A 22714-nucleotide genomic window follows, 5' to 3' on the forward strand; every position below is an offset into this window, starting at 1 on the left:
TGGTGTACGCCACAATGAGTATTCACTAAGTGTTTAATTAGTTGATGGCAATGCACTGGCACTTATATTAATGAGTCCAACAAAGTGAGACACCTTCGACAAAAAGCAACTTAGCCCTATTTAATATTTAAATATTGAATTGTCAGACAATTCGCCCAGAACCCGCCACTAAAAACTATATTTCGATACCGCGACCCTTGTTTCCGGGCACTTGCTGGAATACAACAATTTGACCTCAAAAAAGTACTAGACGTTTGATTTCAAATTGTGTCAGTTTTCTTTCGCCTTCATTGGGCGAGTGATAGGACGATCTCGCCAGAGATTGTCGCTATCGGACAAAAACTGTTCCATTGCTTAACAAGGAAGTGTGTTTATGTCGAAAGTAAAAGCCAAAGCTATTGATTCCGCCGAACTGGCCTTTCAGCCACTGCAAGCACTGGCCGCTCCGAGTTCTGCGTTCAACCAGATCAATAGTTTCAGCCATCAGTATGACCGTGGCGGCAACCTTACGGTCAATGGCAAACCCTCCTTCTCGGTGGATCAAGCCGCGACTCAACTGCTGCGCGATGGTGCTGCCTGGCACGATCTCAACGGCAGCGGCAAGATCGAACTGACCTACAGCTTCCTGACGTCCCAGACCTCGAATTTCAGCGGCCTGGGCGTCACCGGTTTCAGTCAGTTCAGCGCCCTGCAGAAAGCCCAGGCCGTGCTCGCCATGCAATCCTGGGCCGATGTGGCCAACGTCACCTTTGCCGAAGCATCCAGGGGCGGCGACGGGCACATGAGCTTCGGTAACTACAGCGGTGGTCAGGACGGCGCGGCGGCATTTGCGTTCCTGCCGGGCACCGAGCCGGGTTATGACGGTCAGTCCTGGTACTTGACCGGCAGCGGCTACAACGTCAACAAGACCCCGGGCGTGAACAACTACGGGCGTCAGACACTCACCCATGAAATCGGCCACACCCTGGGCCTGTCTCACCCTGGCGACTACAACGCCGGCGAAGGCAACCCGACCTACAACGACGCGTCCTACGGCCAGGACACCCGTGGCTACAGCCTCATGAGCTACTGGAGTGAAAGCAACACCAGCCAGAACTTCAGCAAGGCCGGCGTTGAAGCCTATGCTTCCGGCCCGCTAATGGACGATATCGCGGCGATCCAGAAACTCTACGGCGCCAACCTCGAAACCCGTACCGGTGACACCACCTACGGCTTCAATTCCAACGCCGGCCGTGACTTCCTGAGCGCTTCGTCGTCCGCCGACAAGCTCGTTTTCTCGGTCTGGGACGCGGGCGGCAAGGACACCCTGGATTTCTCCGGTTTTACCCAAAACCAGAAAATCAACCTCAATGACGCCTCGTTCTCCGACGTTGGCGGCCTGGTCGGTAACGTGTCCATTGCCAAAGGCGCGATCATCGAGAACGCCATCGGCGGTTCGGGCAACGATCTGTTGATCGGTAACAGCGTGGCCAACGAACTGAAGGGCGGTGCCGGCAACGACCTGATCTACGGCGCGGGCGGTGCGGACAAACTGTGGGGCGGTTCGGGTTCGGACACCTTCGTGTTTGCCGCCAGTACTGATTCCAAGCCAGGTGCAGCCGATCAGATCCTCGATTTTGTCAGCGGTCTGGACAAGATCGACCTGACTGGCATCACCAAAGGCGCAGGCCTGCACTTCGTGAACTCGTTCACCGGTGCGGCAGGCGATGCGGTGCTGACCTCTTCGGGCGGCAACAGCCTGTTGTCGGTGGACTTCTCTGGGCACGGCGTGGCTGATTTCCTGGTCAGCACCGTTGGCCAGGCAGCAACCACGGACATCGTGGCCTGATACAAGGCAAAAAGGAGCACGGCGCGTAATGCGCCGCGCTCTGTCCTTGCATCCATACCCGCTGTGGGTGAGGCTACACCCCGGAGTAAAACGTCCTATGACCCATAACGCCTTTACCTACAAAGCAACCGCGTGGCTATTGGCGACGCTGATGATGTTTTTTGGAGATGTAGCCATGGCAAGCAGCCTGAAATTAGCGGACCCCTCGGAGTTGGCGGGCCTTTGGCAAGCCACCCTCAACGCCCCGCAAGACACCGCTGAGTCCCAGGCACTGCAGGACAAGCCGTCGAACGTTTGCACCCTCGATTTTCAAGAAAAACAGACCCTGGGTGACGGCGCCGAATGCCTCAGTGCCTGGCTGGAAGAACCTGCGATTGGCTGGTTCACCGAGCCGGACGGCATTGCGATCACGGGTAAAGAAGGCTCAAGAATTGTGTTTTTCAGCCGACAACGCGAAGGGCTTTACAAAAGCACTTTGAAGTCAGGACTGATCATTACGCTCAAGCGCGCCGCGCAATAAGCGTAAGTACAAGAATCGACGCTCTCAGCGCTGGATATAAGGCCCATCAATGCAGTTATAGGCCGAAGATCAATAACCCTGACTCTCGTTTGATTAAAAAGAGTTGTTATTCATTTGTAAGCGATAACTAGCAAAGCGTGCCTCGGCTTGTGCGCAGGCAGTTAATTGAACCCTCGTCAAAGAATGGCGAGGACTATCATCTCAGGAAAAATCAATGAAGATGGCGAAGGCCCCAGGCACCGCACCGTTATTCAAGGCACTGGGTGACTATAAGAGCATCTTGATCAGCGTCGGTTGTTTTACTGCACTCATCAACGTACTGATGTTGGTTCCGTCTATTTATATGCTCCAGGTGTATGACCGGGTGCTGTCTTCGCAAAACGAAACAACCCTGGCCATGCTGTCGTTAATGGTCGTCGGTTTCTTTGCCTTCATTGGCATGTTAGAGGTCGTTCGCAGTTTCATCGTCATCCGCATTGGCAGCCAACTGGAGCGCCGCTTCAATCTGCGGGTCTATCAGGCCGCGTTCGAGCGCAACCTGTTCCAGGGCGAGGGCAACGCCGGACAATCGCTTGGGGATCTGACTCACATTCGCCAATTCGTCACCGGCCCTGCGCTGTTCGCTTTCTTTGATGCGCCGTGGTTCCCGGTGTATTTGTTTGTGATCTTCCTGTTCAACGTCTGGCTCGGCGTGTTGGCAACGGCCGGTGCGGTGTTGCTGATCGGCCTGGCGTGCCTCAACGAGGCGATGACCAAAAAGCCCTTGGGCGAAGCCGCAGGGTTTTCCCAGAAGTCCAGCCAACTGGCCACCAGTCACCTGCATAACGCCGAAACCATCCAGGCCATGGGCATGCTCGGCGTCTTGCGCAAGCGCTGGTTCCAGGTGCATTCGCGTTTCCTCGGCTTGCAGAATCAGGCCAGCGACACTGGCGCAGTGATCAGCTCGCTAAGCAAAACCTTGCGCCTGTGCCTGCAATCGCTGGTGTTGGGATTGGGCGCATTGCTGGTGATCAAGGGTGACATGACCGCCGGGATGATGATCGCAGGGTCGATTTTGATGGGCCGCGTCCTGAGCCCCATCGATCAACTGATCGCCGTGTGGAAGCAATGGAGTGGCGCCAAACTCGCGTACCGTCGTCTGGACTCGCTGCTGCAAGCCTATCCGCCGAGCGACGATGCCATGGCACTGCCGGCCCCCAAGGGCCAGATCACTTTTGAGCAAGTCAGCGCCGGTCCACCGGGTAAACGCGCGGCGACCTTGCACATGGTCAATTTCAGCCTGGGCGCCGGGGAAGTGCTGGGCGTGCTCGGCGCCTCGGGTTCCGGCAAGTCGACGCTGGCCCGGGTGCTGGTCGGCGTGTGGCCGACCCTCGGCGGCACGGTGCGGCTTGACGGCGCCGACATCCATCGTTGGAACCGCGACGACCTCGGTCCGTACATCGGCTATCTGCCCCAGGACATTGAGTTGTTCAGCGGCAGCATTGCGGAAAACATCGCGCGTTTCCGGGAGGCCGACCCGCAGAAAGTCGTTGAAGCGGCCCAACACGCCGGTGTCCACGAACTGATCCTGCGCATGCCCCAAGGCTACGACACCATGCTCGGCGAAGACGGCAGCGGTTTGTCCGGCGGCCAGAAGCAGCGCGTGGCTCTGGCCCGTGCGTTGTACGGCAACCCGAGCCTGGTGGTGCTGGATGAACCCAACTCCAACCTCGACACCGTCGGCGAAGCAGCACTGGCCGGCGCCATCGCGCACATGAAAGCTCGCGGCACCAGCGTGATTCTGGTCACCCATCGCTCCTCGGCATTGGCCCAGGCCGACAAGTTGCTGGTGCTCAACGACGGTCGCTTGCAGGCCTACGGCCCAAGTCAGGAAGTGCTCAAGGCGCTGTCCGGCAATCAATCGGCAAATCAGGAACAAAAACCCGCGCAGGCACCGGGCGGGCTCAGCATGAGCCGGCAGTATCAGCCCACGACAAGGAATTCGGGTGTATGAGCAGCGCACGCATGAATACTGAAAACGAAGCAACGATGGAACACGACTACATCGCCGAGCGCCCCGAACGCGATGCCAAATTCTTCGCGCGCATGGGCTGGATTCTGGCGATCGTCGGCGCCGGCAGTTTCTTCACCTGGGCCAGCCTCGCGCCGCTGGATCAAGGGATTCCAGTGCAAGGCACGGTCGTCGTCTCCGGCAAACGCAAAGCCGTGCAGTCGATTGGCAACGGCGTGGTCAGCCGGATTCTGGTGCGCGAAGGGCAGGCGGTGAAACAAGGCCAGCCGCTGTTCCAGCTCGACCAGACCCAGGCCGCTGCGGATGTTGATTCGCTGCAGGCGCAATACCGCATGGCCTGGGCCAGCGTGGCCCGTTGGGAAAGCGAACGGGACAACCTCAAGCAAGTGACTTTCCCCGCCGAACTGAGTAAGGACGCCGATCCACGCCTGGCCTTGGTCCTCGAAGGCCAGCGCCAATTGTTCAGCAGCCGCCGCGAAGCCTACGCCCGTGAACAGGGTGGGCTGCGCGCCAATATCGAAGGCGCCAGCGCGCAATTGACCGGCATGCGCCGTGCGCGCACCGACCTGACGGCCCAGGCCAGCTCGCTGCAACAGCAGTTGAGCAACCTTCAGCCCCTGGCGGACAACGGCTACATCCCGCGTAATCGCTTGATGGAGTACCAGCGTCAACTGTCGCAAGTGCAGCAGCAACTGGCGGAGAACACCGGCGAAAGTGGTCGGGTGGAGCAGGGCATCCTCGAAGCGAAACTCAAGCTGCAGCAGCACATCGAGGAATACCAGAAAGAAGTCCGCACCCAATTGGCCGACGCGCAACTCAAAAGCGTGACCCTGAAGGAGCAACTGACTTCCGCCGGGTTCGACCTGCAACACCGCGAGATCATCGCCACCGCCGACGGCATTGCGGTCAACCTCGGGGTGCATACCGAAGGCGCCGTGGTGCGCCAGGGGGAAACCCTGTTGGAAATCGTGCCCCAAGGCACCACCCTGGAAGTGGAAGGGCACTTACCGGTCAATCTGATCGACAAGGTCGGCACTCACTTGCCGGTGGACATTCTGTTCACCGCGTTCAACCAGAGCCGCACTCCGCGAGTGCCGGGCGAAGTCAGCCTGATTTCCGCCGACCAGATGATCGACGAGAAAACCGGCGCGCCGTATTACGTACTGCGCAGCAGCGTCAGTGACCAGGCCATGGAAAAACTCCACGGGTTGGTGATCAAGCCCGGCATGCCCGCAGAAATGTTCGTGCGCACCGGTGAACGTTCACTCCTCAACTATTTGTTCAAGCCGCTGCTCGACCGGGCAAACTCCGCGTTGACCGAGGAATAAGGATGTTCGGCTGTATGAATAAGCTCTCCATGCTCGGGGCAGCCCTGGCGTTGCTGACCTGCAACAGTGCGATGGCCCTGGGGCCGTTTGAAATTTACGAACAAGCGTTGCGCAATGACCCGGTGTTCCTCGGCGCCATCAAGGAACGGGATGCCGGCCTTGAAAACCGCATCATTGGCCGCGCCGGGCTGTTGCCCAAGATTGGTTACACCTACAACAAGGGGCGTAACACCTCCAAGGTCACCCAGATCAATGAAGGGCGGCCAGACTTCACCGAAGACCGCAACTACAGCAGTTACGGCTCGACCCTGAGCCTGCAACAACCGCTGCTCGACTACGAGGCTTACGCGTCGTACCGCAAAGGCGTCGCGCAATCGCTGTTCGCTGACGAAGCCTTTCGCGGCAAGAGCCAGGAATTGCTGGTGCGGGTGCTGGAGAACTACACCAAGGCGTTGTTCGCCCAGGATCAGATCGACATCGCCCTGGCGAAGAAAAAGGCCTTCGAACAACAGTTCCAGCAGAACGAGCACATGTTCCGCCAGGGTGAGGGCACGCGGACCGATATTCTGGAAGCCGAGTCCCGTTACGAACTGGCCACGGCCGAGGAAATCGAAGCTCGGGATGAGCAGGACGCGTCGTTGCGAGAGTTGGGCGCGCTGATCGGCGTGCCGGCGATCAACATCGGCGACCTGGCGCCACTGGACCAGAACTTCCAGACCTTCGCCCTGCAACCGGCCAATTACGACACGTGGCACGAGATGGCGGTGGCCAACAACCCGAACCTGGCCTCCCAACGCCAGGCCGTGGAAGTGGCGCGCTACGAGGTCGAACGCAACCGCGCCGGGCACCTGCCGAAAGTCAGCGCTTATGCGTCGGTGCGCCAGAACGAATCGGAGAGCGGCAACACCTACAACCAGCGTTACGACACCAACACCATTGGTATTGAAGTCAGCGTGCCGCTGTATGCCGGTGGTGGGGTGTCGGCCATGACCCGTCAGGCCAGCCGCACCATGGAGCAGGCCGAGTACGACCTGGACGGCAAGACCCGGGAAACCCTGATCGAACTGCGCCGTCAGTTCAGCGCCTGCCTGTCGGGGGTGAACAAGCTGAAGGCTTATCAAAAGGCCCTGACCTCCGCCGAAGCGCTGGTGGTGTCGACCAAGCAAAGCATCCTGGGTGGTGAGCGGGTCAACCTCGATGCACTGAATGCCGAACAACAACTATTTACCACCCGCCGCGATTTGGCCCAGGCACGCTATGACTACCTGATGGCGTGGACCAAGCTGCATTACTACGCCGGGACGTTGAATGAGCAGGATCTGGCGAAAGTTGACGAGGCGTTTGGACGGGGGGGATTCAAGCAGTGATGGGGTGGTCTTGAGGGCCACCCCTCTCCCTAACCCTCTCCCCAAAGGGGCGAGGGGACTGACCGAGTTGTTCTTGGAGCTACATCGACCTGAAAAACCGAGCCGAACTCAGGTTTGAACGGCATGCAGATCGGCTCCCTTTCCCCTCTCCCCAGAGGGGCGAGGGGACTGACCGAATTGTTCTTTCGAACTAGTTCGACCTGAAAAACCGAGCCGAACTCAGGTTTGAACAGCACGCAGATCGGCTCCCTTTCCCCCTCTCCCCAGAGGGGCGAGGGGACTGACCGAATTGTTCTTTCGAACTAGTTCGACCTGAAAAACCGAGCCGAACTCAGGTTTGAACGGCACGCAGATCGGCTCCCTTTCCCCCTCTCCCCAGAGGGGCGAGGGGACTGACCGAATTGTTCTTTCGAACGACATCGACCTGAGAAACCGAGCCGAACTCAGGTTTGAACGGCACGCAGAACGGCTCCCTTTCCCCCTCTCCCCACTGGGGAGAGGGCTGGGGTGAGGGGTGAATCTTCAGCCAGACACACATTTAAGCAACACCGCAAAACAGCACGACCACCCCCGCGGACAGGGGGCTAAAACTCTAAAAACGCCAAAAAAGCGAGAAGACATGGACGTACAGATCAAGCCGATTTCGGTCGGCACGCTATTGCTCCTGGTTTCTGCCATCCCCGCAGCGGCCCAGGCCCAGTACCTTGAAACCGGCAAACCCGGCGACGCCGCGAGTTGGCGTTCGGTCGAGTTTCAGCGCGATTGGGGCCTGGCGCGCATGCGGGCCGATCAAGCCTATGCCGCCGGCATCACCGGCCAAGGCGTGAAAATCGGTGAACTGGATTCCGGCTTCGATTCCGCCCACCCCGAGTTCGCCACCGAGCGTTATCACGGGGTCATGGCCAGCGGCAGCTACGTCGATGGCACGCCGTTCAACGTCAACGGCACGCTCAACGCCAACAACGATTCCCACGGTACTCACGTCGCCGGCACCATCGGCGCCTCCCGCGATGGCATCGGCATGCACGGCGTGGCGTACAACGCGCAACTCTACGTGGCCAACACCAACAAGACCGACAGTTTCCTGTTCGGTCCCAATCCCGATCCGCAGTATTTCAAAGCGGCTTACAACGCCTTGGCGGATGCCGGTGTGCGCGCGATCAACAACAGCTGGGGCAGCCAGCCGCCGGATGTCAGCTACCGCACCCTCGATGATCTGCACGCGGCCTACGCTCAGCATTTCAATAAAGGCACCTGGCTCGATGCGGCGGCCGATGTTTCATCCCGTCGTGGCGTGATCAATGTGTTCAGTGCCGGCAACAGCGGTTACCCCAACGCCAGCGTGCGTTCGGCGCTGCCGTATTTTCAGCCGGAGCTTGAAGGGCATTGGCTGGCGGTTTCGGGGCTGGATCAAGGCAATCTGCAAAAGTACAACCAGTGCGGGATCGCCAAATATTGGTGCATTACCACCCCCGGCGCGAAGATCGACAGCACCATTCCCGATGGCGGCTACGCAATCAAGTCCGGTACCTCCATGTCCGCGCCGCACGCCACGGGCGCCCTGGCAATGGTGATGGAACGCTACCCGTACATGAACAACCAGCAAGCGTTGCAAGTGCTGCTGACCACCGCGACCCAGCTCGACGGCTCGATCACCGACGGGCCGAACGCCCAGGTCGGTTGGGGCGTCGCCAACCTGGATCGGGCGCTGCACGGGCCGGGGCAATTGCTTGGTGCGTTCGACGCTAATCTGGGGGCAGGGCAGAGCGATGTCTGGAGCAACGGCATCAGCGACAAGGCACTGATTCAGCGCCAAGTTGAAGACGCCGCCGAACACAGCGCCTGGCAACAGACGCTGCAAAACAAAGGCTGGCAAAACGGTCTGGCGGCCGGCGCCAGTCAACAGGATCAGACTGACTACGCCGTCGGCATGGCCCGGGATGCCGCGGCCGCCACCCGCGTCTACGAAGGCAGCCTGATCAAGTCCGGTGCCGGTCGCCTGATGCTCACCGGCGACAGCACCTATCGCGGACCGACCACGGTTAACGGTGGTTTGCTGGCGGTCAACGGTTCGCTGACGTCAGCGGTGACCGTGAATGAGACCGGCACCTTGGGCGGCTCTGGACGTATCGGCGCATTGACCGCCAACTCGGGCGCGACCGTGGCTCCGGGCAATTCCATCGGTACTTTGCAGGTCAACGGTGACGTGACATTCGCACCGGGCTCGACCTACGCCGTGGAACTGTCACCCACCAGCAGCGACCGGATTGTCGCCGGCGGCACGGCTACGGTCAGCGGCGCCACGATCAGCCTGTCCCTGGAAAACAGTCCGACCTTGTTGACCACCGCCCAGACGCAATCCTTGCTCGGCCATCAGTACAACATCCTGCAAGCGGCCGGCGGCATTCAGGGCCAGTTCGGCGCGGTGTTGCCCAACTACCTGTTTATCGGCGGCACGCTCGATTATTCCGCCACCGGCATTGGCCTGGACATTGAGCGCAACGCCACGCGTTTTGCCAGCGTCGGTCAAACGCCGAACCAGCGCTCTGTGGCCAGTGCCGTGGAAGGGCTGGGCGCGGGGAACGCGGTGTACGAAAGCCTGCTGCTGTCGCCAACCGCGAGTTCAGCGCAACAGGCGTTTCAGCAGTTGTCAGGGGAAATCTACCCGACGCTGGGCTCAGTGCTGATCAACGACAGCCGTTACCTGCGCGATGCGGTGGGTGAGCGCCTCAATGACGCCAAGGGTTCCCAAAGCAACGGCTGGATCAAGGCACTCGGTGCCTGGGGCAAGACCGATGATCGCCATGACACGGCGGGCTACACCACCTCGATTGGCGGTCTGCTGGCGGGTGTCGATGGCACCGTGGATGAGCAAACTCGCATCGGCCTGGTAGCCGGTTACAGCGACAGCTCGGTGAACATGGGTTCGGGGACGCATTCCTCGGCACAGGTCGACAGCTATCACTTGGGCGCGTATGCCGGCCACGAACTGGGTGCCTGGCGCCTGAGCGCGGGCGGTGCCTACAGCTGGCATCGCGCCGATGTCAAACGTGATCTGCAATACGGCGACGTCAGCGCCAAGCAGAAAGCCAAGGTCGATGCCGCCACGACGCAGGTGTTTGGCGAAGTGGCATATCGCTTGAAGCTGCAACCGTTGGCGCTGGAGCCGTTCGCCAACCTGGCCTACGTGCACCTCGACACCGAAGGTTTCACCGAGAAGGGCGACGCCGCCGCGCTGAAAAGCCGTGGCGACACTCGCGATGCGGTGCTCAGCACGTTGGGCCTGCGGGCGTTGAAAACCTTGAACCTGTCCGGTCAGCAGCAATTGGACTTGAGCGGCAGCCTCGGCTGGCAGCACAACCTCAGCAGCGTCGATTCCGAACAACACCTGGCGTTTGCCAGCGGCGGCACGGCGTTCGCGGTGGAAAGTTCGCCGCTGGTACGCGATGCCGCGCTGGTCGGCGCCCATGCGAGCCTGGCCCTGAGCCGCGATATTCGCCTGAACCTCGATTACACCGGCCAACTGGCCAGCCGCGAGAAAAGCCACGGCGTGGGGCTGAGCCTCAATTGGCAATTTTAATGCGATCCCCGTAGCAGCTGCCGAGGCACGAGGCTGCGCACGGCTCGTGTAGCAGCTGCCGAGGGACGAGGCTGCGTTCGGCTGCGAAGCAGTCGTGAAATCAGGCGACACGGTGTTTCAGGAGGACCGCGTGCTCAGGTTTGACGACTGCTCCGCAGCCGAACGCAGCCTCGTACCTCGGCAGCTGCTACACGAGCCGAACGCAGCCCCTCGGCGGCTGCTACAGGTCGCGGGATAAAAAGTGCGCCTTGAAGGCGTAGGGATTTTGGCAACACAACTAAGGAAGGTAGCTGGATGACTGTTGTAAATAACAACAAATTTGTTTTAAAAACCCTCAGCCTTGCGGTGCTCTGCGCACTGGCCACGCTGGGTACCGCCCACGCCGCGCCTTACGTGGAAAACGGCAAACTCGGTGATCCCAACAGTTGGCGCAGCGCTGAATTCAACGCCGACTGGGGCGTGGGCGCGATCAATGCGCAGCAAGCCTACGCCGCCGGTTACACCGGCAAAGGCGTGAAGCTGGGGATCTTCGACCAGCCGGTCTACGCCCAACACCCGGAGTTTTCCGGGACCAACAAGGTGATCAACCTGGTCACCAGCGGCATCCGCGAATACACCGACCCGTACATCCCGGTCAAAGCCGGGGACGCGTTCCTTTACAACGGCGCGCCCTCGGTCGGCTCCGACGGCAAGCTCGGCGCCCACGGCACCCACGTTGGCGGGATTGCCGCCGGCAGCCGCGATGGCGGGCCGATGCACGGCGTGGCCTTCGGCGCGCAGATCATCAGCGCCGACAACGGCGACCCAGGCCCTGAAGACGGGATCATTCGCGGCAACGACGGCGCGGTCTACAAGGCCGGTTGGGATGCCCTGATCGCCAGCGGGGCGCGGATCATCAACAACAGCTGGGGCATCGGCATCACCGATCGCTTCGACCTTGGCGGTCGCAACCCGGCGTTCCCGCATTTCACCGTGCAAGACGCGCAGTTGCAGTTCAACGAGATTCAGCCCTTGCTCGGCACCAAACCGGGCGGTGCCTATGACGGCGCCATCGCCGCAGCGCGCAGCGGCATCGTCACGATCTTCGCCGCCGGCAACGACTACAACCTCAACAACCCGGATGCCATCGCCGGCCTGGCGTATTTCGTGCCGGACATCGCGCCGAACTGGATCACCGTGGCGGCCTTGCAAAAGAACCCGGACCTGACCAGCGCCGACCTCTACAACATCAGCACCTTCTCGTCGCGCTGCGGCTACACCGCGAGTTACTGCGTGTCGGCGCCGGGCAGCAAGATCTTCAGCTCGATCATCACCGGTACTAGCGCCGACAACCTCGGCACCAGCTACGCCAACTACAACGGCACCTCGATGGCCGCTCCGCATGTGGCCGGTTCCATGGCGGTGTTGATGGAGCGCTTCCCGTACATGACCGGCGCCCAGGTCGCCAGCGTATTGCGCACCACCGCCACCGACCTCGGCGCCCCTGGCGTGGATGCGTTGTACGGCTGGGGCATGATCAACCTGGGCAAAGGCATCGACGGCCCGGCGATGTTCGTCACCGAGCAGGACATTCCCGAAGAATTCCGCATCCAGGGCGCCTACGGCTCCAGCCAGTTTGTCGCGGACCTGCCGGGCATCGGCGGCATCATCGACGCCGGCAAACCCACCGAACGCGTGTGCAACGACGTGCACTGCGGGCTCGACACCTGGCGCAACGATATTTCCGGCCACGGCGGCCTGACCAAGCAGGGCATCGGCACCCTGGTGCTGACCGGTGCCAACACCTACACCGGCCCGACGCTGGTCAATCAAGGGCGTCTGGCGATCAACGGTTCGCTGGCCTCAGCCGTCACCGTCAACGACAGCGGCATCCTCGGCGGTAACGGGCGCATCGGCGCACTCACCGCGAAAAGCGGCGGCACCGTGGCGCCGGGCAATTCCATCGGCACCTTGCAAGTGGCCAGCGACGTGGTCTTCGAGCCGGGCTCGACCTACGCCGTGGAACTGTCCCCAACCAGCAGCGACCAGATCATCGCGGGCGGCAAAGCTGTGATCGATGGCGCCACCGTCAGCCTGTCCCTGGAAAACAGTCCGACCTTGCTGACCACCGCCGAGACGCAAACCTTGCTCGGCCATCAATACAACATCCTGCAAGCGGCGGGCGGTATCCAGGGTCAATTCGGCGCGGTACTGCCGAACTACCTGTTTATCGGCGGCGCCCTGGATTACTCGGCCACCGGCATTCAACTGGCGGTGGAGCGCAACGCCACGTCCTTCAGCGCTATCGGCCAGACCCCGAACCAACGCGCCGTGGCCGCTGCCGCCGAACAATTGGGCGCGGGCAATGCGCTGTACGAAACCCTGCTGTTGGCACCGAACGCCGCCGTCGCCCAGCAAGCGTTCCAACAGTTGTCCGGCGAGATTCACCCGGCCATCGGCACGATGCTGATCAACGACAGCCGTTACCTGCGTGACGCGGTCAGCGATCGTCTGCGTGAGCGGGATCTGTTCGACGCCGGCGCGCCGACCGACGACAACAGCAACCTGTGGGTCAAAGTCCTTGGCGCCTGGGGCAAGAGCGATGGCGGCAATGACAACGCCAGTGCCAACAGCTCCATCGGTGGTTTGCTGGTGGGTGGCGATGGCTTGATCGCTAAAGATACCCGTCTCGGTTTCGTCACCGGTTATAGCAACAGTTCGTTGAGCATGGGCGATGGCACGCATTCATCGGCCGACGTCGACAGCTACCACTTGGGTGCGTACCTGGGGCATGAAATCGATGCCCTGCGCCTGAGCGTCGGCGGTGCCTACAGCTGGCATCGCATCGATGCAAAACGTGACCTGCAATTTGCGGACGTCAGCGGCAAGCAGAAAACCAAGCACGATGCGAGCACCGCGCAGGTGTTCACCGAAGCGGCTTACCGTTTGGACCTGCAACCCCTGGCCCTGGAACCGTTCGCCAAACTGGCCTACGTACACTTGAACAGTGAGAGCTTCACCGAGAAGGGTGATGCCGCCGCGCTCAAGGGCGGTGAAGACAACCGCGACGCGGTGCTGTCGACCCTCGGTCTGCGGGCGAGCAAAGCCGTTGCGCTGTCCGGCCAGAAGAGCCTTGAACTGTCCGGCAGCCTCGGCTGGCAGCACAACCTGAGCAGTGTCGATACCGATCAACACCTCGCGTTCGCCAATGGCGGCACCGGGTTCAACGTGCAGAGCGTATCGATGGATCGCAATGCCGCCGTGGTTGGTCTGCGTGCCGGGTTGGCCTTGAACAAAGCGACTCGTGTAAACCTGGATTACAACGGGCTGCTCGGCTCCAACGAGAAGGACCACGGTGTGGGCCTGACCCTGGACTGGCAGTTCTGATTTGACGCTAAGGAAGCCAACACATGGGACTGTTTGATTACAAAAATGCCGGCGGTGCCGCCGGCAAGGCGTTGTACAGCGATGCCATCGCCCTGACGCTTTACGCCTACACACCGACGGGCCAGCCATTGCCTGCCACCGGGTGGGCGCCGATTGGCGCCACGGCGCTGGGTTATCAAGGCAAGGTCAGTGCGCAAGGTTCGTTCTTTGGCGAGAAGGACGGCTTCACCAGCGCCGAAGCCGAAGTGCTCGGCAAGTACGACGCGGCGGGCAAGCTGATCGGCATCGGCGTGGCGTTTCGCGGCACCGGTGGCCTGGGCTACAGCGACACGTTCGGCGATATCAAGAACAACCTGCTGGCCGCCATCGGCCCGGTGGATTACGCGAAGAACTACGCGAAAAACGCCTTCGACACCTTGCTCAAGGACGTTGCCGCATTTGCCATGGCCCATGGTCTCAGTGCCAAGGACGTGTTGATCAGCGGGCACAGCCTCGGCGGGCTCGGGGTCAACAGTGTCGCGGAACTGAGCGGCGACAACTGGGGCGGCTTCTTCAAAGGCGCCAACTACGTGGCCTTCGCTTCGCCGACCCAAAGCGTCTCGACCAACGTGCTGAACATCGGCTACGAAAACGACCCGGTGTTCCGCGCGCTGGACGGCACCACGTTCAGCAGCGGCTCGGTGGGCAAGCACGATGGCTATCAGGCGTCGGCGACCAACAACATCGTCAACTTCAATGACCATTACGCCTCCACCGCGCAGAACCTGGTGCCGTTCAGCATCCTCAATCCCATGAGCTGGTCGGCCCATGGTTCGCTGGGCTATGCCGACGGCTTGAACCGGGTCATCGATTCGAAGTTCTACGACCTCACCAGCAAGGACTCGACGCTGATCGTCTCCAACCTGACGGTCGATTCCCGGGGCAAGACCTGGGTCGAGGACTTGGGCCGCAGTGGCGAGCCGCACACCGGCAGCACGTTCATTATCGGCACCGACAGCAACGACTTGCTCAAGGGCGGCGCCGGTAATGACTTCATCGAGGGCCGGGACGGCAACGACCGCTTCCGCGATGACGGCGGCTACAACATCCTGCTGGGCGGCAAGGGCAGCAACACTTTCGAGCTGCAAAAGCCGTTGCAGAACTTCAGCTTTGCCAACGACGGCGACGGCACGCTGTATGTGCGCGACGCCTACGGCGGCATCAGCCTGACCCGCGACATCGGCGCACTGGTGAGCAAGGAACCTGGCTCGTGGCTGGGCACCAAGGACGTCACCTACAACGTCACGGCCAATGGCTTGCTCAACGGCACTGAACTGACCCACTACAACCATTCGCTTAACGGCGACGCCTACGGCAACACCCTGGCGGCCACCGTCGATGGCGACTGGCTGTTCGGCAATGCCGGCGATGACCTGCTGCGCAGCGACAAAAGCCACGTCACCTTCGTCGGTGGCGCGGGCAATGACGTGATGCATGCCAGTGGCGGCAACAACACCTTCCTGTTCAGCGGCGCGTTCGGTTTCGATGCGATCAATGGCTACCAGGGCGGCGACAAACTGGTGTTCATGGGCGTCCAGGGCGCAGGGCAGGGCTATGACTACAAGCAACATGCGACCCAATCCGGGCATGACACGGTGCTGAAGATTGGCGATTTTGCCGTGACCCTGGTCGGTGTCGGACTGGATAACCTGTCGGCTTCAGGCATCACGTTCGCGTAACACAAGCTGCATGCACTGAATGCTCCGGGGCGCCTCGTCAGTGAGGCGTCCTGGTTGTGAGCTATCTCTGACAATTCCAATAAAGAGAGAGGCAACTTCAATGGGTGTGTACGACTACAAGAACTTCAGCACAGCAGAATCCAAGGCGTTGTTCAGTGACGCCATGGCCATCACGCTGTACTCCTATCACAACCTCGATAACGGCTTTGCCGCCGGTTATCAGCACAACGGCTTCGGCCTCGGGCTGCCGGCGACCCTGGTCACCGCGCTGATCGGTGGCACCGATTCCCAAGGCGTCATCCCCGGTGTGCCGTGGAATCCCGATTCCGAAAAACTCGCACTCGACGCCGTGAAACAGGCCGGCTGGACGCCGATCACCGCCTCGCAACTGGGCTATGACGGCAAGACCGACGCGCGCGGAACCTTCTACGGCGAGAAGGCCGGGTTCACCAGCGCGCAGGTGGAGATCCTCGGCAAGTACGACGCCCAGGGCCATCTCACGGAAATCGGTATCGCTTTTCGTGGCACCAGCGGCCCACGGGAAATCCTGATCGGCGACTCTATCGGCGACGCGATCAACGATCTGCTGGCCGCGCTCGGGCCCAAGGATTATGCGAAGAACTACGCCGGTGAAGCCTTTGGCAAACTGTTCGGCAACGTCGCAGCGTTTGCCAGTGCCCATGGCCTGTCGGGCAAGGACGTGCTGGTCAGCGGCCACAGCCTCGGCGGCTTGGCGGTGAACAGCCTGGCGGATCTGAGCACGGACAAGTGGTCGGGGTTCTACAAGGACTCGAACTACATCGCCTACGCTTCGCCGACCCAGAGCAGCAACGACAAAGTGCTGAACGTCGGCTACGAAAACGACCCGGTGTTCCGCGCACTGGACGGCTCGACCTTTAACCTGTCGTCGGTGGGCGTGCATGACGCGGCCAAGGCCTCGGCGACCGACAACATCGTCAGCTTCAACGATCACTACGCCTCGACCGCATGGAACGTACTGCCGTTTTCCATCCTCAACATTCCGACCTGGATCTCGCACCTGCCGACCGCGTACGGTGACGGGATGAACCGGGTGATCGAGTCGAAGTTCTACGACCTCACCAGCAAAGACTCGACCATCATCGTCGCCAACCTCTCGGACCCGGCGCGGGCCAACACCTGGGTCCAGGACCTGAACCGCAACGCTGAAACCCACAAGGGCAGCACCTTCATCATCGGCAGCGACGGCAATGACCTGATCCAGGGCGGGAAGGGCAACGACTACCTTGAAGGCCGCGACGGCAACGACACCTTCCGCGACGGTGGCGGCTACAACATCGTGCTCGGCGGCAAGGGCAGCAACGTGCTGGACCTGCAGCAGTCGGTGAAAAACTTCGTGTTCGCCAACGACGGCGTCGGCAACCTCTACGTCAAGGACGCCAACGGCGGGATCAGCATCACCCGCGACATCGGCAACATCATCACCAAGGAGCCGGCGTTCCTGTGGGGCGTGTTCAAGGACGACGTGACCCACAGCGTCACGGCGGGTGGCCTGAAGGTTGGCAACAACGTCACCCAATACGCCTCGACGGTGAAGGGCGGCGCGGGTGCCGATACGCTCACGGCGCATGCCAGCGGCGACTGGTTGTTTGGCCTGGACGGCAACGACCATTTGATCGGCGGCAGGGGTAATGACGTGTTTGTCGGTGGCGGCGGCAATGACCTGATGGAGTCGGGGGGCGGGATCAATACGTTCCTGTTCACCGGCGGGTTTGGCCAGGACAAGGTGATTGGGTATCAGGCCAGCGACAAACTGGTGTTCCTCGGGGTTCAGGGGGTGATGCCTGACGATAACTTCCGCGCCCACGCCACGGCGGTCGGGCATGACACCGTGCTGACGTTCGGCGCGGATTCAGTGACGTTGGTGGGGGTTGGGTTGGAGAGTTTGTCTGGCTCCGCGATCGTCATCGCCTGATAGGGCCTCTTCGCGAGCAAGCCCGCTCCCACAAGGGACCGCATGTGCAGCAGATTGTGTGCACGACGCCGATCCAGTGTGGGAGCGAGCCTGCTCGCGAAAGCGGTGTGCCAAACACCCTCAGCCTTGAATGTGAAACCGCCTTCGCGAGCAGGCTCGCTCCCACAGGGGTTTGGTGTCGTACACAACCTTCGCATACGCCGCCGATCCCCTGTAGGAGCGAGGCTTGCCCGCGAAAGCGGTGTGTCAGTCACCCTCAGCCTTGAATGTGAAACCGCCTTCGCGAGCAAGCCCGCTCCCACAGGGGCTTGGTGTGGTACACGACTTTTGCATACGCCGCCGATCCCCTGTAGGCGCGAGGCTTGCCCGCGAAGGCGTCCTGTCACCACCATCAAATTCGGCGATTACCCCCGAGCCCGAATCCGCCGCCCCAACACATCCATCACATCACAGCCATCGCGCAACAACATCGCCGCTGCCTGCGCCAATTGCTGCACATCAGCGCCCTTGGCCTGGGAAATATCCAGGCTGGCCAAGCTCTCCATCATCTGCGTCCCCGCCAAAATCCGCGTCGCGGCATTGCTGTGCAAAACATCCAGCGGCGCTTGCGTGGCCACCAGCAACACCGGGATATCGTCTTCATTACTGGTCATCGGCATATGCGGGTTCATGCCTCACCTCCCGCTTGCGCGGCGTGCATGCCGTCGATCGAGGCTTGAAGCAATGAACGCGCAGTGCCGAGCATCTGTTTGCTGGCCCAGCGTAACGTCGCGATGTGTTCTGGGCGGGTGGCATTGGGGGCTTGATGGGCGAGGGCTTCGGCGCAGCTGAGGTAGACCGAGGCGTGTTCCAGGGCGTCGAGGATGGGGATGTCGGGTTGTACGGCGAAGAGGTGGTGGTCGGTGTGGTCGCAGGGGGCGAAGGGGGTGGATTTTGTGATTGGGTCTGTCATTGGTGAAGCTCCTTGGTAGTCAAAGAGCTGCCACTGCATCGCCGTCAAACGAATGGGGTGGCAACTGTGTGCAGGTTGACGGACCGGTCCAAGTACCCGGCGCACTCGAAAGTGCCCCGCACACAGTCACCATTAAAATTTGCGTCGGGCACAAGTGCACGAGCAAGTTGGAGAACTATGCGCGCTTGGAATTACCAGGCCGTCAAACCCGATCACGAATGAGTCGTGACGGGCGTGAGGATAGGGAGTGAGGGCAGGGCAGTCAACCGAAGCAATGCCCGAAACAGCTGTTTTTCCCGTAGGCGTTTTCCAGGCCCGCCCCCAACCCCGGAGCTGCCGAAGGCTGCGATCTTTTGATCTTGCCTTTAAAAATCAAGATCAAAAGATCGCAGCCTTCGGCAGCTCCTACGTTGCTTGCTTCGACCTGTTAAATAAATGCGAATTAAATAATGTTGTCCCTTTTTTCTCGGCTAGTTAACCAAACACCAGCCATGTGCTTGGGAGTTGTTGCCGGTAAAACAGACGATCGCCCAACTATTAGGGCTGTCGGTCCTGACACATAAATACGTACCAGGATTGCACCCATCACTACGACATAACCATCCGCCGGCAGATGACACCAGCGGTCTGTACTTGACCTTCAACACGTCTATTGCCGCATTGGACACCGGGGAACCACTTACTGAGTTCATCCAGTTAATGGCGGCAGTAATGCTGTAGTTAAAAGTGGAGGTCATCACCAATCTCATGACATTGGTGACAAGAACGTTGTAGGAAACCTGACGCTGGCTACTGATTTCTGTCACGGTTATTGTGGCCATTCCATTGTTCACGCTGGTGACCTTGCCGGTCGTGCTTACTGTGGCCACATTAGGGTTACTTGAGAGATACGAATATGCCCCATCTCCCGATGAAGGCACGCGAGTTTGCACGGTCCCCGGTACGTCATTTCCGGTCAGTGCCAGTCTGTCCGAATTGATGTTCAGTCCGCTCAAGGTCATCAGGCTGGTATCCATTTTAAAGCTGGCCCGAACGGTATACGCCCTAAATGGAAACTTCACCGCCGCAACCTCATCCATCTCCCCTTTGAAGTTCACCGATATCAACACTTTGATTTGCGAACCGTCAGCCAATTGCTCCAAAAAGGCGCGGGGAATTGGTCCCCATTGATTACCGGTCGAAGGGACATCGACCCCGCTATAGATGGTATGTGTCACCGTGGTGCCGCTGGCGTTTTGACCCTCGCACGATGCCCAAAGCTTTTGCCCGACCGCGATCCCCCGCCAGGCGACGACGTCGAATCGGGAATCACCGGCAAAACTGGTCAAGTCCAGCGTAATGCCATCGGTTGCGTGGGGAATGGTCGGAGTGGGTAACCGAGGGTCGTGATCGATCATTCGGTTTATGGTCAACCGCAAAGGTGTCGATTCACCAGCCGACACCCCGCCGCGAAACAGTTCCCAGGTCAGCTCGATCACACTGTTCTGGCGCGCTGCCAGAAATGCCTGGCTGAGGGTGAAATCGGACTGCCCACCGATGATGTCCTGTCGAGGAAAGGGTTGGGCACCGACTGGCGGGTTGAGCTCTTTCAACTGGGCCTGGTCACCGGGATTGCCGGCGAACGTCACGCGCACGGTCACGCCTGCGTCGTACTCCAGCACATTAATCGGATTGGTGGCCGGAGGCACCAAGGTCGGTGGGTTCAAGGTGATGGTGCCCGCGCCGATCACTCGGGCCATGGCGGGTTTCGAGATCCCGACACTGTTGCCAGCCCTGAGCAACGTATAGGTCGCCCGCACCTGATCATTCACGACCACCTGGGCGTTGGGGATTTCCATGATGCAAGGATTGAATCGGCCAAAAACATCTTTGTCGATGATGCCGGTAAACGACACATCCACCCCGGACGGCATCCCGGTATAGCGTCCCTCGACCTGGTCGCCGACTTCGAACTGCGGCGCCACGGGCAACACCACCACCAGCAACGGGGCGCCGTTGAGCTTGTCGCGATCCACCGTCGCGGGATCATCTGCGGGGTCGGTCAGGTCCTCACGCAAAATCGGCGCATCCAGCACCACCCGATCCACATCCACATCGGCTATGAGCATGATCGACCAGCGGCGTTTTTCCGTCGGGTTGAGCAACTGGTCGATCACGGTGTAGGAAATCGCGAAGTCCGGGGCGTTGCCGGCCTGTTCAAACATCGCTCGGGTCAGGGTAATGACCAGCGGCTGGCCGACTTGGCCTGGCTGAACCGTGAAGGTGAAACGCTCGCGCCGCAGCTCCACGGTGATGACGTCATAGGCTTTCATGTACGGGTAGAACAGGGTCAAGGGGACGCCTCTATCAACATCCTCCTTGCCGATGACCGGCGGATCGCCCAACTCGGGGGGTAGGCTGATGTCCAGGTAAGGATGGTCACCACCGCCGGGCACGATGTTGCCGCCGGGCAATTGTTCGCTGTAGAGCACCCACAGCGGAGTTGAATCGCCGACATTGCCGCTGGGGCGACGGACTTTGTATTCCAGCTTGTTGTTGATGCCATCCACCAACGACGACTCAAACAGATCGAATGACGTGCGTCTGTCTCGATCGGCATCCTGGATTTGGCGCTCTTCCAGCAGAGAATCATTGAGCCAGAGCGCGATGGAAATGGGGTCGGAGCCGGTGCCCTCACGCGGTGGTGGGTCCACCAGGACGGATACCGCGTTAGCCAATACACCTTGCTGCTGATTGAACACCATCCTGAAAAGCGCCAACGGCACACCCACCACCGGTTCTCTCGGATCGGGGATCACGTTCTCGGTAGCACCAATGATGATGGGCGGGCGGTTGATCAGGATTTCGGTGTCTGGTTGCTCAGTTGCCATGGTGCACCTGTGGCTTCGGTGGGGATATGACTCATGAAATACCGAAGGCGTTGGAACGGCTACTGTCAGAAATTACAGGTTGGCGATGTTTTCGGATAAGTGGTCAGTTGGGCAAAGTGACGTCGGACGGTGCTGGGAGTTGGGTTGGAGAGTGTGTCTGGCTCCGGGATCGTCATCGCCTGAAGATGATGTGGCGCCGGTAAGGGCCTCTTCGCGGGCAAGCCTCGCTCCTACCATTGGATCGGCGTCGTGCACACAATGTGTGACCAGCGCTGTCCCTGTAGGAGCGAGGCTTGCCCGCGAAGAACGATAACGCGATAAACCTGCCGATCACCGTGACTCGAAACTCATCCCTGGACTCAAACACCTGCACCAACAGGAATCGGCACTAAAGCATCCGCCCACTTCTGCGTTATTCCCATAACGCACCAGCGGCATGCCGCCATTGAGTACAGGAGATTCAGCCACGTGAGTAACAGCAAGAGGGTTTTGGGGTTGGCCTTGGCCGTGTTATCGGCGAACGCCACAGCAGAACTGCCGCACAACTCGATTTTGAGCCGTTATGGCATGACGCCCGATGAGTTGCCGAAACCGGCAGTGATCGACACCCAAGCACCTGTCGAAGAGAAAAGCCGCTTTCATATCGAGCCGGAGCAGCCTTGGGCGACGATCCGGATCGGTGACGGCAAGAGGCCGGAAGTGACCGGCAACATCAGCATCGATAATTCGGTGCAGCAGGAATATGACCGGTGCCAGAAGCTGCGGGCGGAGATGCTCAAGCGTGGGGATCGCTATGTTGTCTGCGATACCAGTGTTCCGGGGATGCCTTAGTTTTGCAGCGTTTGTGATGGCCTCTTCGCGAGCAAGCCCGCTCCCACAGGGGACTGCGCCAGTCACAAATGTTGTGTACGACGCAGATTAAATGTGGGAGCGGGCTTGCTCGCGAAGAACGATAACGCGGTCTCAATCCTCTTTACGAACCGTCGCCACATCATTGGCATTGACCTTCACTTTCGCTCCGGAAATATCTTCGAATTCATAGAACCCGTCTTTGGTCTTGGTTTTCGGCATGTCCTTGGTCAAATACTGGGTGCCGTTTTGCAGGGTCACCACGGTTGGCGTGGAGCAACCCGCCAGGGCCAGAAAGGCTGCAACGGCCAGGGGCAGGCCCAGGGTCTTGATATTCATACGTACCTCCATGATCAAAAAATCAGCGCTAT

At 60.2% G+C, this 22714-nt stretch carries 14 protein-coding genes; 10 read left to right on the plus strand and 4 right to left on the minus strand.

All coding sequences use genetic code 11. The features are described from left to right. The first annotated feature begins 373 nt into the window (after positions 1 to 373). The 9 genes from HB680_RS15555 to HB680_RS15595 all read left to right on the plus strand — a co-directional run bounded on the left by HB680_RS15555 (position 374) and on the right by HB680_RS15595 (position 17672). Positions 374 to 1828 carry a serralysin family metalloprotease gene (locus HB680_RS15555; RefSeq protein WP_213939509.1) on the plus strand — a complete coding sequence of 485 codons (1455 nt, stop codon included), beginning with the start codon at positions 374 to 376 and terminating at the stop codon, positions 1826 to 1828. A gap of 97 nt (positions 1829 to 1925) precedes the next feature. Further along, on the plus strand, positions 1926 to 2348 hold the full coding sequence (locus HB680_RS15560; RefSeq protein WP_213939680.1) for an AprI/Inh family metalloprotease inhibitor: 423 nt from the start codon (positions 1926 to 1928) through the stop codon (positions 2346 to 2348). A 214-nt stretch (positions 2349 to 2562) separates the two neighbouring features. Further along, complete coding sequence (locus HB680_RS15565; protein WP_213939510.1) at positions 2563 to 4341, plus strand: type I secretion system permease/ATPase; 1779 nt, start codon at positions 2563 to 2565, stop codon at positions 4339 to 4341. Continuing rightward, entirely contained in the window at positions 4338 to 5687 is a 1350-nt protein-coding gene (locus HB680_RS15570; protein ID WP_213939511.1) for an HlyD family type I secretion periplasmic adaptor subunit, read from the plus strand. The genes HB680_RS15565 and HB680_RS15570 overlap by 4 nt, the downstream gene beginning before the upstream one ends. Before the next feature lie 2 nt (positions 5688 to 5689). Continuing rightward, the gene (locus tag HB680_RS15575) at positions 5690 to 7054 is read left to right on the plus strand and encodes a TolC family outer membrane protein (protein WP_213939512.1); all 1365 of its coding nucleotides are present in this window, start codon (positions 5690 to 5692) and stop codon (positions 7052 to 7054) included. Between the two features lie 619 nt (positions 7055 to 7673). Then, a complete protein-coding gene (locus HB680_RS15580; protein ID WP_213939513.1) occupies positions 7674 to 10634 on the plus strand; it encodes an autotransporter serine protease in 2961 nt (986 codons plus the stop codon). 294 nt (positions 10635 to 10928) lie between these two features. Further along, entirely contained in the window at positions 10929 to 14000 is a 3072-nt protein-coding gene (locus HB680_RS15585; protein WP_213939514.1) for an autotransporter serine protease, read from the plus strand. Between the two features lie 23 nt (positions 14001 to 14023). Further along, positions 14024 to 15718: a polyurethanase gene (locus tag HB680_RS15590; protein WP_213939515.1), complete on the plus strand. Its 1695-nt coding sequence runs from the start codon at positions 14024 to 14026 to the stop codon at positions 15716 to 15718. Positions 15719 to 15818: 100 nt separating this feature from the next. Then, positions 15819 to 17672 carry a polyurethanase gene (locus HB680_RS15595; protein WP_213939516.1) on the plus strand — a complete coding sequence of 618 codons (1854 nt, stop codon included), beginning with the start codon at positions 15819 to 15821 and terminating at the stop codon, positions 17670 to 17672. A 404-nt stretch (positions 17673 to 18076) separates the two neighbouring features. On the opposite strand, the gene HB680_RS15600 is transcribed toward HB680_RS15595, so the two are convergent. The 3 genes from HB680_RS15600 to HB680_RS15610 form a co-directional block, all read right to left on the minus strand. Next, positions 18077 to 18343, minus strand: a complete 267-nt coding sequence (locus tag HB680_RS15600; protein ID WP_213939517.1) for a short-chain dehydrogenase — start codon at positions 18341 to 18343, stop codon at positions 18077 to 18079. Then, the gene (locus HB680_RS15605; RefSeq protein WP_213939518.1) at positions 18340 to 18624 is read right to left on the minus strand and encodes a DUF3077 domain-containing protein; all 285 of its coding nucleotides are present in this window, start codon (positions 18622 to 18624) and stop codon (positions 18340 to 18342) included. The genes HB680_RS15600 and HB680_RS15605 overlap by 4 nt, the downstream gene beginning before the upstream one ends. 470 nt (positions 18625 to 19094) lie before the next feature. Beyond that, entirely contained in the window at positions 19095 to 21494 is a 2400-nt protein-coding gene (locus HB680_RS15610) for an Ig-like domain-containing protein (RefSeq protein WP_213939519.1), read from the minus strand. 468 nt (positions 21495 to 21962) lie between these two features. Between HB680_RS15610 and HB680_RS15615 the strand changes: the two genes are divergently transcribed. Next, positions 21963 to 22325 (plus strand): hypothetical protein, encoded by a 363-nt coding sequence (locus HB680_RS15615; protein ID WP_213939520.1) that lies wholly within the window; start codon positions 21963 to 21965, stop codon positions 22323 to 22325. A gap of 132 nt (positions 22326 to 22457) precedes the next feature. Here HB680_RS15615 and HB680_RS15620 read toward each other — a convergent pair whose 3' ends face one another. Continuing rightward, positions 22458 to 22682, minus strand: coding sequence for a YgdI/YgdR family lipoprotein (locus HB680_RS15620; protein ID WP_054046026.1), 225 nt, complete (start codon positions 22680 to 22682; stop codon positions 22458 to 22460). Positions 22683 to 22714: the final 32 nt, after the last annotated feature.

Source organism: Pseudomonas sp. dw_612 (assembly GCF_018449725.1).
In the GTDB taxonomy this organism is placed as follows: domain Bacteria; phylum Pseudomonadota; class Gammaproteobacteria; order Pseudomonadales; family Pseudomonadaceae; genus Aquipseudomonas.